At 65.4% G+C, this 12,268-nt stretch carries 13 protein-coding genes; 5 read left to right on the top strand and 8 right to left on the bottom strand.

Going from position 1 to position 12,268, the window contains the following annotated elements:
- Positions 1–93: 93 nt before the first annotated feature.
- From AC5Y4T_RS08045 to AC5Y4T_RS08065, 5 genes are all read left to right on the top strand, one after another.
- Complete coding sequence (locus AC5Y4T_RS08045) at positions 94–1,746, top strand: thiolase C-terminal domain-containing protein (protein WP_499952601.1); 1,653 nt, start codon at positions 94–96, stop codon at positions 1,744–1,746.
- Positions 1,743–2,633 carry an alpha/beta hydrolase gene (locus AC5Y4T_RS08050; RefSeq protein WP_499952602.1) on the top strand — a complete coding sequence of 297 codons (891 nt, stop codon included), beginning with the start codon at positions 1,743–1,745 and terminating at the stop codon, positions 2,631–2,633. Before AC5Y4T_RS08045 ends, AC5Y4T_RS08050 begins: the two co-directional genes overlap by 4 nt.
- The gene (locus AC5Y4T_RS08055; protein WP_499952604.1) at positions 2,633–3,448 is read left to right on the top strand and encodes an NAD(P)-dependent oxidoreductase; all 816 of its coding nucleotides are present in this window, start codon (positions 2,633–2,635) and stop codon (positions 3,446–3,448) included. The genes AC5Y4T_RS08050 and AC5Y4T_RS08055 overlap by 1 nt, the downstream gene beginning before the upstream one ends.
- A 131-nt stretch (positions 3,449–3,579) precedes the next feature.
- Positions 3,580–4,785, top strand: a complete 1,206-nt coding sequence (locus AC5Y4T_RS08060; RefSeq protein ID WP_499952607.1) for a cytochrome P450 — start codon at positions 3,580–3,582, stop codon at positions 4,783–4,785.
- 11 nt (positions 4,786–4,796) lie between these two features.
- A complete protein-coding gene (locus AC5Y4T_RS08065) occupies positions 4,797–4,997 on the top strand; it encodes a ferredoxin (RefSeq protein WP_065031025.1) in 201 nt (66 codons plus the stop codon).
- 3 nt (positions 4,998–5,000) lie between these two features.
- On the opposite strand, the gene AC5Y4T_RS08070 is transcribed toward AC5Y4T_RS08065, so the two are convergent.
- The 8 genes from AC5Y4T_RS08070 to AC5Y4T_RS08105 all read right to left on the bottom strand — a co-directional run bounded on the left by AC5Y4T_RS08070 (position 5,001) and on the right by AC5Y4T_RS08105 (position 11,992).
- On the bottom strand, positions 5,001–5,285 hold the full coding sequence (locus tag AC5Y4T_RS08070) for a DUF1330 domain-containing protein (RefSeq protein WP_499918734.1): 285 nt from the start codon (positions 5,283–5,285) through the stop codon (positions 5,001–5,003).
- Between the two features lie 30 nt (positions 5,286–5,315).
- The gene (locus tag AC5Y4T_RS08075; protein WP_499918735.1) at positions 5,316–5,504 is read right to left on the bottom strand and encodes a ferredoxin; all 189 of its coding nucleotides are present in this window, start codon (positions 5,502–5,504) and stop codon (positions 5,316–5,318) included.
- Positions 5,501–6,772 carry a cytochrome P450 gene (locus AC5Y4T_RS08080; RefSeq protein ID WP_499952608.1) on the bottom strand — a complete coding sequence of 424 codons (1,272 nt, stop codon included), beginning with the start codon at positions 6,770–6,772 and terminating at the stop codon, positions 5,501–5,503. Before AC5Y4T_RS08080 ends, AC5Y4T_RS08075 begins: the two co-directional genes overlap by 4 nt.
- Positions 6,773–6,898: 126 nt before the next feature.
- Complete coding sequence (locus AC5Y4T_RS08085; protein WP_499952609.1) at positions 6,899–7,408, bottom strand: hypothetical protein; 510 nt, start codon at positions 7,406–7,408, stop codon at positions 6,899–6,901.
- Positions 7,405–8,019 carry a TetR/AcrR family transcriptional regulator gene (locus tag AC5Y4T_RS08090; RefSeq protein ID WP_499918739.1) on the bottom strand — a complete coding sequence of 205 codons (615 nt, stop codon included), beginning with the start codon at positions 8,017–8,019 and terminating at the stop codon, positions 7,405–7,407. The genes AC5Y4T_RS08085 and AC5Y4T_RS08090 overlap by 4 nt, the downstream gene beginning before the upstream one ends.
- A 129-nt stretch (positions 8,020–8,148) precedes the next feature.
- Positions 8,149–9,303: a thiolase family protein gene (locus AC5Y4T_RS08095; RefSeq protein ID WP_499952610.1), complete on the bottom strand. Its 1,155-nt coding sequence runs from the start codon at positions 9,301–9,303 to the stop codon at positions 8,149–8,151.
- 96 nt (positions 9,304–9,399) lie between these two features.
- Positions 9,400–10,566: an acyl-CoA dehydrogenase family protein gene (locus tag AC5Y4T_RS08100; protein WP_499919029.1), complete on the bottom strand. Its 1,167-nt coding sequence runs from the start codon at positions 10,564–10,566 to the stop codon at positions 9,400–9,402.
- 127 nt (positions 10,567–10,693) lie between these two features.
- On the bottom strand, positions 10,694–11,992 hold the full coding sequence (locus AC5Y4T_RS08105) for an amidohydrolase family protein (protein ID WP_499918741.1): 1,299 nt from the start codon (positions 11,990–11,992) through the stop codon (positions 10,694–10,696).
- Positions 11,993–12,268: the final 276 nt, after the last annotated feature.

A 12,268-nucleotide genomic window follows, 5' to 3' on the forward strand; every position in this document is an offset into this window, starting at 1 on the left:
CGCCATCTAGATCATGCCTCCTCGGCAGTGATAACGTGATTCTCCGATTCGTATAATGGGGCTACCGCCCGCCGTCCGACTCCCGGAGGTGACGTGCCAGAACCCGGACGTCCTCTGCCCCTGATCACGCAGGACAACGAGTTCTTCTGGACCTCGGGCGCCGATGGGAAGCTGCGGCTGCAGGAATGCCGAGCGTGCCAATCGCTGATCCATCCGCCGGCGCCGGTGTGCCGGTATTGCCGGTCACTGGACATCGGAATTCGGGAGGTCTCCGGCAGGGCGACCCTCGCCGGCTTCACCATCAACGAGCGATTCAGCCTGCCCGGGCTCCCCGCGCCCTACGTGATCGCTCAAGTCGCGATCGCCGAGGACCCCCGGGTGCGGCTGACCACCAACATCGTCGACTGCGAATTCGACGACCTCGAACTCGGACAGCAGGTCGAGGTCGTCTTCGAACCGGTCGAGGACGTCTGGTTCCCACTGTTTCGGCCCATCCCCGGCGCCAAGCCCGCTCCCCTGCCGGACGACGAGATCGCACCGGAACGCTTCGGCGAGTACGTCCGGCCGATGCTCACCACCGCCAAATTCGAAGACAAGGTCGCGCTGACGGGTATCGGCATGTCGCCGATCGGGCGCCGGCTCATGCAGCCGCCACTGGCGCTGACCGTGCAGGCATGCGAGGCCGCGATCGCCGACGCCGGCCTGACCTATGCCGACATCGACGGCCTGTCCACCTACCCCGGCGCAATCAACGTGGCGGGAATGGGCGAGGGGGGCACCACCGCTCTTGAGGCCGCCTTGGGCATCCGGCCGACATGGCATAACGGCGCGATGGAAACGTTCGGCCCGGGTGGCTCTTTGATCGCCGCGATGCTCGCGGTCGCGGGGGGGCTCGCGCGGCACGTGCTGTGCTTCCGGACGGTGTGGGAAGCCACCCATGGCGAGCTGATGAAGCAGGGCAAGATCACCCCGTCGATGGGCCGAATGTCGGGCTGGCAGATGCCGTTTGGCGCCACGTCCGCGGCGCACACCCTGGCGATGAACGCGCAGCGGCACTTTCACCGGTACGGCACCACCAAAGAAACGCTGGGCTGGATCGCGCTGAACCAGCGCGCCAACGCCGAACTCAACCCGACGGCCATCTACCGGTCGCCGATGACGATGGACGACTATCTCAACGCGCGGCCCATCACCACGCCGTTCGGTCTCTACGACTGTGACGTGCCCTGCGATGGCGCCATCGCCGTCATCGTCTCGGCCGTCGACGCCGCCCGCGACCTGGCCAAGCCAGCGGTGCTGGTGGAGGCCGTGGGAACGCAGATCATCGAGCGAATCGACTGGGATCAAAGCACTTTGACGCACGAGCCACAGGTGCTGGGCCAGGCGGCGCATGTGTGGACGCGCACCTCGCTGCGGCCGGCAGACGTCGACATCGCCGAACTGTACGACGGGTTCACCATGAACTGCCTTTCCTGGATCGAGGCGCTGGGCTTCTGCGGGATCGGTGAGGCCAAGGAATTCTTGGACGGCGGCAAGAACATCGCGCGCGACGGACAGCTGCCGCTCAACACGCACGGCGGTCAACTTTCGCATGGCCGCACCCACGGCATGGGCCTGTTGCACGAGGCCGTGACCCAGCTGCGCGGCGAGGCCGGCGACCGCCAAGTCACCGATGCCCGCGTCGGAGTGGTCAGCAGCGGCGGACTGACCCCCAGCGGCGTGATCCTGCTACGGGCCGACACATGAGCGCCGCCCCCCGCCCCCGGCTCGTCATCGTCGACGGCGTGCCGATGTCGGCGTTGGTCGCTGAGGCCGACGACCCCAAGGCCGTGATCGTGGCGATCCACGGCGGCGGCACCACCGCGATGTATTTCGACTGCCCCGGCCATCCGTCGTACTCGCTGTTACGCACCGGCGCCGCAGCAGGATTCACCGTGGTGGCCCTCGACCGGCCCGGCTATGGCAGCTCGGCACCGTATCCCGAAGCGATGGTATCCGGCGAGCAGCGCGTCCACCTTTCTTACGGTGCTGTCAATCGCGTCCTCGGCGAACGACCGCGTGGCGCAGGCCTATTCGTGTGGGGGCATTCGGGCGGCTGCGAGCTGACCGTACGGATGGCCGCCGACGGGCGAGGTACCGACCTGCTCGGCATCGAGCTCGCGGGCACGGGCCGGCACTACCACCCCGCGGCCAAGGAGATACTGAAAACGGCTACCCGCGAACACCGCCCGTCGGGCATGCGCGAATTGCTGTGGAGCCCAGAGGAACTCTATCCGCCCGAAGTCCTCGGCGGCGCCACGGTTTCGCCGTCGGCCCCCGCTTACGAGGACCAGATGGTGTCGGACTGGGCGCGAAAGACGTTTCCGGAGCTCGCGCCCGCAGTGCGCGTCCCGGTGCATTTCAGCATCGCCGAACACGAAAAGGTCTGGCAGACCGACGATGCGGCGGTCGCCGAGATCGGCACCCTGTTCGCCGGGGTCCCGAGGTTCGTCGTGCATCGGCAACCGGACGCGGGGCACAACATCAGCCTCAGCCACGCCGCCCCCGCCTACCATTCGAAAGTTCTTGCATTCGTGCAGGACTGCGTGGCCGAGGGTTCAACGGACACGCAATCCGATCTGGAGGCCGGCTGATGCGCGTCGGGTTCATCGGGTTGGGCAGTCAGGGCGGCCCAATGGCGCGGCGGATCGCAGAGGCCGGCTACCCCACCACGTTGTGGGCGCGCAGGCGGGAAGCCCTCGAGGCATTCGCCGACACCACAGCCAAGATCGCCGGCTCTCCGGCCGAACTCGCCGCAGCCAGCGATCTGGTCTGCCTCTGCGTTGTCGGCGACGCCGACATCGACGAACTCGCCTGCGGCGAGAACGGATTGCTGTCGGCGATGAAACCGGGCGGCGTCATCGCCGTGCACAGCACGGTGCACCCGAACACCTGCCGAGAACTTGCGACCAAGGCCGCCCCGCTGGGCGTATCCGTCATCGACGCGCCGGTGAGCGGCGGAGGAGGGGCGGCGGCCGAGGGCCGCCTGCTGGTGATGGTCGGCGGCGACACCGACGTCGTCGAGCACTGCCGTCCGGTCTTCGAAACCTATGCCGATCCGGTCGTGCACCTCGGTGAGCTGGGTTCCGGACAGACCACGAAACTGCTCAACAACTTGCTGTTCACCGCCCACCTGGCCACCGCCGCCACCGCCCTGTCATTGGCCAAGGAGCTGGGCGTCGAACCGGACCGTCTCGCCGAGGTGGTGTCGCGCAGCAGTGGCAGCAGCTTCGCGCTGAACGCGCTGGGCGGCATCGGTGGACTGGATCGGCTGGCCGGTGTCGCAGGTGGGCTGCTGCAGAAAGACGTTCGGTTGGTGGTCGACCTCGCCGACCGGGCCGGAGCAAACGGCGGCGCCGTGCTCGATGCGGCCGATGCGGCGCTGACCCTGATGGACCACCCACGATGAGAGCTCAGCAGGGTTGCGAAATGCCAGCGTTTTGGTCTTTCCGGTTCGTCACGAAGGTATTACCGTTAGCGTTACAGTCCCGGACTCCGCTGTAAAGGTTTCAGCCCGCCCTCGCCGCTGAGGAGGATTCAGTGACAAAACCGAAGGTCGTCTTCGATCCGTTCTCGGAGGAGTACTTCAACGATCCGTTCGAAATCTACCGACGGATGCGTGAGGATGCGCCCCTGTACTACGACGAAAAAGAGGACTTCTACGCGCTGACCCGCCACGAAGACGTGTCGGCCGCGTTCAAGGACTTCGAGACGTATTCCTCGGCGCGCGGCTGCGACCTTGCGATGGTGCGCAAGGGCATCTCGCCCGAGCAGAAGTCGATCATCTTCATGGATCCCCCGGAGCACCGCCACATGCGCAGCTTGCTCAACAAGGCGTTCACCCCGCGGGCCATCCAGTCGCAGCGCGAGACGGTCGTCGAAGTCATCGAGAAGTATCTGGGCGCCGCCAATCCCGACAACTTCGACGTCGTGCAGGACTTCTCCGGGCCGTTCCCGGTGGAGGTCATTACCCGGATGGCGGGGGTGCCGGAGGAATACCGCCAGCAGGTGCGCCTGTGGATCGACACCAGCCTGCATCACGAGCCCGGGCAGATCGAGGTCAGCGAGGCCGGCATTCAGGCGAACATCGACACGGCGATGTACTACTTCGGTCTGATCCAGGAGAGGCGCGCCGAGCCGCAGGACGACATGATCAGCAGGCTGATCGCGGCCGAGATCCCCGGTGAGGACGGACAGCCCCGCAAACTGGACGACATCGAGATCACCGGCTTCGCAACGCTATTGGGCGGTGCCGGCGCCGAGACGGTGACGAAGCTGCTCGGCAACGCGGCGGTGCTCTTCGCCCGTCATCCCGAGCAATGGCAGAAGCTGCAGGACGATCGCGACAAGGTCCCGGGCGCGGTGGAGGAGCTGCTGCGCTACGCGGGTCCGGTGCAGTACAACGTCCGCTACACGCTGAAAGAGGCCCACGTCAGCGGTGGCGTGATTCCGGCGGGCAAACCGGTGTTCCTTTGCGGCGCCGCGGCGAACCGCGACCCGGAGGCCTTCACCGAGGCAGACACATTCGATATCGAGCGTGACCAGACCGAGGCGCAGCATCTCGGGCTCGGATACGGGATTCACAGTTGCCTCGGCGCGGCGCTGGCCCGCATGGAGAGCAGGATCGCGCTGGAACACCTGCTCGACTTCATGCCCCGCTACGAAGTGGACTGGGCGGGGTGCAAACGGGTGAATATGCAAAACGTGGCGGGCTGGAAGAACGTGCCCGTCATGGTACTTCGTTAAAGGAGGCCACAATGACGAAGAAGATCGAAGTCGATTGGGGACTCTGCGAGAGCAACGGTGTGTGCATGGGCATCAACCCGGAGATCTTCGAACTCGGCGACGACGACATGCTGACCGTCCACCAGGAAGAGGTCACCCCGGAGAACGAGGCGGACGTGCGCGAGGCCGTCCGTCAATGCCCCCGGCAGGCGATCTCCATCGTCGGGGAGTAGCGATCAGAATCCGGAGAGGATGACCGCATTGCAGTCGGCGGCGGCCTGCCGCAGTTTCGCGGCTTCCTGGTAGCCCTCGGACTCGTACCAAGCCCGAGCCGCATCGACCGACTCGAATTCCAGCACGACGGTCTGGTCGCCGTGCCAGTCGCCTTCGATGACCTTGGGTGCGGTGTCCACCGCAAGGATGGTGGCACCGCTCATCGCCGAACCGGCGGCTTGGGCGTAGGCCTTCATGCCTTCCGGGTCCTTGATGGCCTCGGTGAGGATGACATACCCTTTGGCCACTCGAATCTCCTTACTCGTCCGTAACTTTGGTCATTTCTCGCTGATCGCCTGCTCGGGACAGCATTGGATCGCCTCGACAGCGGCGGACTCCAATTCCGTTGGGACATCGGAATCTATGGCCTCGGCGTAACCGTCGTCGGTCAGGCTGAACACGTCGGGGCACAGTGTGAGACACATTCCATGGCCGCGACACTTCTGGTCGTCTACCCATACCTTCATGCCAGCGTGAACTCCAGGTGTAGTTCGGTCAGGCCGCGCAGGATATAGGTCGGAACATATTGGTAGCTGCGGTCGTTCGCCGGCCCGTGAACGCTCTCGTCGATCCTGATGTCCGTCGTGCGGTCGAGCAACCGCTCGATCGCCACCCGGGTCTCGGCCCGGGCCAGGGGCGCGCCGGGGCAGCTGTGGATGCCTCGCCCGAACGAGATGTGTTGGCGCGCATTCTTGCGGGCCGGATCGAAGATGGCGGGTTCTTCGAACCGGCGCGGATCCCGGTTGGCCGCCGCCTGCAGGATCATCACGGTGCTGCCCGCGGGCAGGTCGACCCCGCCGACGTTGACCGGCCGGCGGTTCATCCGGAAGTCGCCCTTGACGGGACTCTCGTAACGAAGCGACTCTTCGATGAAGTTCGGAATCAGGCTGCGGTCCTTGCGCAGCCGCGCCGCTATGTCGGGCCGTTCCCCGATGGTCTGCAGCGCGGCGCCGAGCAGCCGGACCGTGGTCTCCTGTCCCGCCGAGAAGACATTGCTGGCAACGCGGGCCACGTCCTCGACCTCCGGGGTGGAGCCGTCGGGATAGGTGGCGGTCGCCAGGCCGGTGAGCACGTCGTCGCGCGGCGCATTGCGGCGATCACGCACATAGTCGGAGAACAGGCCGTAGAGGAACTCCAGCGGACTGTGGGCCAGGGATCCCTTGGTGCCACCGACGCCCCCGCCTGCGTGCTCGGCGATGCCTTTGACGAACTTGTCGCGATCCTCGATCGGCACTCCGAGCAGGTCGGCGATGACCAGCAGCGTGAACGGGCCCGCGAAGCCCTTGATCCACTCGCCGCGCCCCGGCGCCAGGAAGTCGTCGAGCGCCTGGTCGGCGAGCGCCCACATGGCGTCCTCGTTCTCCTTGAGGCGCTTGGGAGTGATCAGCCGCATCATCAGGGAGCGGTGGTTGGTGTGCGTAGGCGGGTCGAGGGTGGGCAGTTGGTCGCTGAACGGCAGCTCGTCGCGATGCTCCTCGATCAGCTCGGTGATGTCGTCACCCTCGATCGGCACCGGAAAGCCGGGGAACGGGCCGGTCACCGAGATGCACGAGGACCAGGTCTCGGCGTCGTTGAGCACCGCGCACGCCTCGTCCCAACCGGTGATCATGGTGACGTCGTGATGACTCTCGCGTGTCACGGGGCACCGCTCCCGCAGCGCCTCGTAATAGGGGTACGGGTCCTGGATCAGCTCGCTGCCGCGGAAGAAGTCCAACTCGGAGAATTCGTTCGCCATCTCCCGCTCCTCGAATCTCGGCTAGTGAGAACGTGCCTCTCGCAGATGAGTATTACATTTTCACACAGGCTGGTGGTCGTCAACGACGGACCCCGGCACGAACGTCAGGCCGCGACGTAACCCCGGTTAGCTGGCGGGGACCAGGTCTGCGGCAACCGACGGCCAAGCGAGCAACCCGCTCCGGAAGGTCTCCACGTGACCGACTGAGGCGTGCGGCGCCGACGCCGCCGCCGCCAGGGCTTGGGCCTTGAACGTCTGCGCGGCCATGCTCAGCTGGTGTTGCACCAGCCCGACGCTGTCGTCTAGTTCGGATGGCCAGTTTTCTCCCCACAGCGTGACCTCGGTGACGCCGTGATCCAGGGCCTGCAGCACGCCTTGGCGCACCCGTGCGTCGCAGCCGAACAGGTCCGCCGCCGCCGCCAGGGCCTGCGGGCGGGGACGCGATCGCACCGTCGCCAGCGCGTCTTCCAGGTCGAGCACCTGGGCCCCGATGATCTGCAACGGCCGGTCGTCGGGGTGGTCGGCGACCAGCACGGTGACGTCCCAACCCGCCATCGACCTGTCGAAGATCCAGCCGCCGGCGAACCTCACCACATCTATGACGGTGGCGGCGACGACGTCGAGCCGGTATCTCATATCGCCTCGGGCTTCTTCGGAGGTGCGAAATCCCGCGCCAGTGTCTCGGCGTACTGCTTGAACGCCTCGGCTAGCGGGATCGAAGGATCGAGTAACCATGTGGTTTCCATTCCGTGGACGAAGGCGAGGATTTCTACTGCCTTGACGGCGGGGTCTATGTCTTTGCGGTACCGGCCGTCGGCCTGACCGCGACGGATGAGGTCGGCGACGATGTCGGTCGCGGCCCGGTGCCTGGCGAGCATGCGGTCGTGCAACGGGGCGTCGGGAAGGATGTTCTCGACCAGCAGCACCGTGAACGTGCCCACCAGTTCGGGTGCGCGGTGAAAACGGTCCGCGACCGCGGCGATCTGGTCGAACAGGTCACCGGTCCGGTCGGCGTGAGTGTCGTCATCGAGGTCGCGGGCATCGAGCACCGCGTGCAGCAGCTGCTCCTTCGATTCGAAGTGATGCAGCAACCCGGCGGGGGTGACCCCGGCCTCGCCGGCGATCTGGGCGAGTGTCGTGCTGCGCCAGCCGTTGCGGGTGAGCAGGCGTTGCGCGACGTCGAGAATCCGCTGTTTGCGGTCCTCGCCCTTGGCGAGCAGCGTGTCGTATCGCCGTGCGACGGGCACCGGGACCCCCTCAAGCCACGTTGTATCGACGTCGGGAAACCAACCTAGTGAACACACAGTAGGTTAGTTTGGCCGCTGTGACAAGGGTCACGCAGAGCGAGATTTTGTGGATGCGGCTGGCCGCGGCTCTTAGCTCACCAGCTCCACCAGCGTGGCGTTGGCGGTGCCGCCGCCCTCGCACATGGTCTGCAGCCCGTAACGAATCCCGTTGTCGCGCATGTGATGCGCCATGCGTGTCATCAGCACCGCTCCGGACGCACCAAGCGGATGTCCCAGCGCGATGGCGCCGCCCAGCGGATTCATTCGTGCCGGGTCGGCCCCGGTCTCCGCCAGCCACGCCAGCGGCACGGGGGCGAAAGCTTCATTGACCTCGAAGACGCCCACGTCGGGCAGGCCAATGCCGGCCTTGCTCAGCACCTTTTCGGTCGCCGGAATGGGGCCGGTGAGCATCAGCACCGGATCCGCTCCGGTCACCGCGCCCGCCAGGTAACGCACGATCGGCGTCAGGCCCAGCTCGACCGCCATCTCGGCGGTGGTCACCAGCAACGCGGCGGCGCCGTCGGAGATCTGTGAGGAGTTGCCCGCGTGGATCACGCCGTCCTCGGCGAAGACCGGCTTGAGCGTCGCGAGCTTCTCGACGCTGCTGCCGCGCCGCACGCCCTCGTCGGCGGTGACGACGTTGTTGTCGGCTCCGTCGACGAACACCGGCACGATCTGCTCGGTGAAGGCGCCGCCATCCTGAGCCGCGGCGGCCCGCTCGTGGGATTCGACGGAGAATTCGTCGAGCCGGGTGCGCGAGAATCCCCACTTCTTGGCGATCATCTCCGCCGACAGACCCTGGTTGAAGGAGAAATCGTCATAGCGGGCAAGGACTTTCGGGCCATACGGCATACCCGTCGCCCGGGCCGAACCGAGCGGAACGCGACTCATGACCTCGACTCCACCGGCCACGACGACATCCTGCTGGCCCGACATCACCGCATGCACGGCGAAGTCCAGCGCCTGCTGGCTGGACCCGCAGGCGCGGTTGACAGTGGTCCCGGGAATGGTCTCGGGCCAGCCGGCGGCCAGGACCGCGTAGCGCCCGATGTTGCTGGACTGGTCGCCAACCTGGGACACGCAGCCCCAGACGACGTCGTCGATGATGTCCGGACCGATGCCGGTGCGTTCGATGAGTTCTGTCAGTACGACCGCGGAGAGGTCGGCGGCATGCATGCTGGACAGCGCGCCGTTGCGCTTTCCCACGGGCGTACGCACGGCCTCGACGATGACTGTTTCACGCATATCTTTGCCCAACCTCTCAGTCGCCGAGCGTGCACTGAGGGCGAAAAAACCGCAACAATCCCGCCGTCAGTTCACGTTCGATGACAAACAAACTACCTAGTAGCTTCTCGGCAGCTTCAGGACGTTGGCTCCCAAGAAGTTCAGGATCATCTCCTGGCTGACCGGCGCGATCTTCATCAGCCGGGCCTCGCGGAAGTACCGTGTGATGTGGTACTCCTCGGCGTAGCCCATGCCGCCGTGCGTTTGCAGCGCCCGGTCCGCGGCGGTGAAGCCGGCGTCGGCGCACAGGTACTTAGCCGTATTGGCCTCGCGCCCACAGGGTTTGCCGTTGTCATAGAGCCAGGTGGCCTTGCGTAGCATCAGTTCGGCGGCATCGAGTCGGGCCAGTGAATCGGCGAGCGGAAACTGCAAACCCTGGTTCATCCCGATGGGCCGGCCGAAGACCTCGCGCTCGTTGCCGTATTTCACCGCCTTCTCCAGCGCCACCCGGCCGATACCGAGCGCCTCGGCCGCGATGAGCATTCGCTCCGGGTTGAGGCCGTCGAGGATGTACTGAAAGCCCTTGCCCTCCTCGCCGATTCGGTCCTCGACAGGCACCTCGAGATTGTCGATGAACAACTCGTTGGAGCTGACCGCGTTGCGGCCCATCTTGCGGATCGGGCGGACGTCGACCCGGCTACGGTCGAGATCGGTGATGAACAGCGTCATCCCGTCGGTCTTCTTGGTGACCTCGTCGTAGCTTTGCGTCCGGGTGAGCAACAGGATCTTGTCGGATTCCATCGCCTTGGAGATCCACACCTTGCGTCCGTTGACGATGTAGCGATCGCCGTCACGCTTGGCGAAGGTGGTGATACGCGAAGTATCAAGCCCGGCACCGGGTTCGGTGACGCCGAAGCACACGTGGACCTCGCCGGTCGCGACGGCGGGCAACGTTCGGGCCTTGAGCTCGTCGGAGCCGTGCACCACGACCGGCTGCATGCCGAAGATGGACAGGTGGATCGAGCTCGCCGCGTTCATGGCACCACCCGATTTGGCGACCTCCTCGAGCAGGATCGTCGCCTCGGTGATGCCGAGGCCGTGACCGCCGTACTGGGTGGGGATGGTCATTCCCAACCAGCCGCCGTCGGCGATGGCGCGGTAGAACTCGGTCGGGAATTCGTGCGCCTGGTCTTTTTCCATCCAGTACTGGTCGTCGAATTTCCCCGCCAGCTCCGCCACCGACCGACGGATCAGCTCCTGGTCATCCGTCAGCTCAAAGTTCATTCCAGCCACCGGTGGCCTCCTCTTCTCAGCGCGAGCTGGGGGTCCCCCCGCGTGCGGGGGAACACAAAAGCACCCAACACGCCGACAAAGTAGGTGCTTTTGCGTCTGCTCGGCGACAGTCTCGCGCTCAGTCCTTATTGCCGGTAAGGGCTTTCGCGTTGGCCGCGAAATCGGCAAAGGACGCGCCGCCTCGGCCGTCCTTGGCGTGGCCCGCCGCCTTGATGGAAACGTCATGCCCCTCGGCGGCCTTACGCAGCGCACCGACGGTGGCCTGTTCACGCGAAATGTGCGTGAAGGGGTCGAACGAGTACCAGCGCATCGCGTTCTCGTAAGTCATCTTGTTGATCTCGTCGTCGGGAACGTTATTGATGGACAACACATCCCACAACTCTTCCGGCGCACCCGGCCACATCGAGTCGCTGTGCGGGTAGTCGGCTTCCCAGCAGATGTTGTCGATGCCGATCATGTTGCGCAGCGCCACACCCACCTTGTCGCTGATGAAGCAAGTCAGGAAGTGGTCGCGGAACACATCGGACGGCAGCTTGTCGCCGAAGTTCTGATGCGTCCAGGTGGAGTGCATTTCGTAGGTGCGGTCGGCGCGCTCCAGGAAGTAGGGGATCCACCCGGTGCCGCCCTCGGACAGGGCGATCTTGAGGTCGGGGTACTTCTTGATCGGTGCCGACCACAGCAGATCCGCCGCGGCCTGCACGATGTTCATCGGCTGCAGCGTGATCATCACGTCCATCGGCGCGTCCGGCGCGGTGATCGCCAGCCGGCCCGAGGACCCGATGTGGACGTTCATCACGGTGTTGGTGTCGCACAACGCTTCCCACAACGGGTTCCAGTATTCGTTGTGGAAGCTCGGGTAGCCCATCGCGGCCGGGTTTTCGGTGAAGGTCAGCGCGTGCACGCCCTTCTTTGCGACCCGGCGGACCTCGGCGGCACACGCCTCGGCATCCCAGATCACCGGGATGGCCATCGGAATGAACCGCGCCGGGTAGGCGCCACACCACTCGTCGATGTGCCAGTCGTTGTAGGCCTGCACCAGCGCGATGGAGAAGTCGTGATCGTCGGTGACGAACAGCCGCCCGGCAAAGCCCGGGAAGGAGGGGAAGCAGATCGAAGCCAGGATGCCGCCCGCGTTCATGTCCTTGACGCGTTCGTCGACGTTGTAACAACCCGGCCGGATCTCGTCGAGCCCGGTCGGCTCGATGCCGTACTCCTCCTTGGGACGACCGGCGACCGCGTTCAATGCCACGTTCGGGATGACCGTGTCGCGGAACTTCCACATGTCCGAGCCGTCATCGTTGTGCACCAGCCGGGGTGCGTCGTCCCGGTACTTCTTCGACAAGTGGTTCTTGAACATGTCGGGCGGCTCGACGGTGTGGTCGTCGACGCTGATCAGCATCATGTCTTCTTTGTTCATGAGCTTCCCTTTCATCGGATCCATCGGATCGATCACCGCCTCGGCGAACCGCTGTCCCGTGCCAAGATCACTGAAATGAAAACTATCTTCTCGCCAGACGAGAATCAACATTCATAGGTTGCTGCGGCCGCATGCAGCGGCCTGACCTGCGGCCCAGCAGTCCGGCAAATTTCCCACCGCGATGCGGCAAGGCCATGAGGTAGACGCCGGCGTGACACGTCGGTGCGGCCAGGCCCGGTCAAGCCCCGACCGTCTGGGCGCCCGGGTGCGCCAGGC

Source organism: Mycobacterium sp. NGS11 (genome assembly GCF_059813315.1).

What these genes read in the sequence shown, in the direction of transcription:
- AC5Y4T_RS08050 (WP_499952602.1), top strand. Translation starts at nt 1,743, where the DNA reads ATGAGCGCCGCCCCCCGCCCCCGGCTCGTCATCGTCGACGGCGTGCCG.
- AC5Y4T_RS08055 (WP_499952604.1), top strand. Translation starts at nt 2,633, where the DNA reads ATGCGCGTCGGGTTCATCGGGTTGGGCAGTCAGGGCGGCCCAATGGCG.
- AC5Y4T_RS08065 (WP_065031025.1), top strand. Translation starts at nt 4,797, where the DNA reads ATGACGAAGAAGATCGAAGTCGATTGGGGACTCTGCGAGAGCAACGGT.
- AC5Y4T_RS08075 (WP_499918735.1), bottom strand. Translation starts at nt 5,504, where the DNA reads ATGAAGGTATGGGTAGACGACCAGAAGTGTCGCGGCCATGGAATGTGT.
- AC5Y4T_RS08080 (WP_499952608.1), bottom strand. Translation starts at nt 6,772, where the DNA reads ATGGCGAACGAATTCTCCGAGTTGGACTTCTTCCGCGGCAGCGAGCTG.
- AC5Y4T_RS08085 (WP_499952609.1), bottom strand. Translation starts at nt 7,408, where the DNA reads ATGAGATACCGGCTCGACGTCGTCGCCGCCACCGTCATAGATGTGGTG.
- AC5Y4T_RS08095 (WP_499952610.1), bottom strand. Translation starts at nt 9,303, where the DNA reads ATGCGTGAAACAGTCATCGTCGAGGCCGTGCGTACGCCCGTGGGAAAG.
- AC5Y4T_RS08100 (WP_499919029.1), bottom strand. Translation starts at nt 10,566, where the DNA reads ATGAACTTTGAGCTGACGGATGACCAGGAGCTGATCCGTCGGTCGGTG.
- AC5Y4T_RS08105 (WP_499918741.1), bottom strand. Translation starts at nt 11,992, where the DNA reads ATGAACAAAGAAGACATGATGCTGATCAGCGTCGACGACCACACCGTC.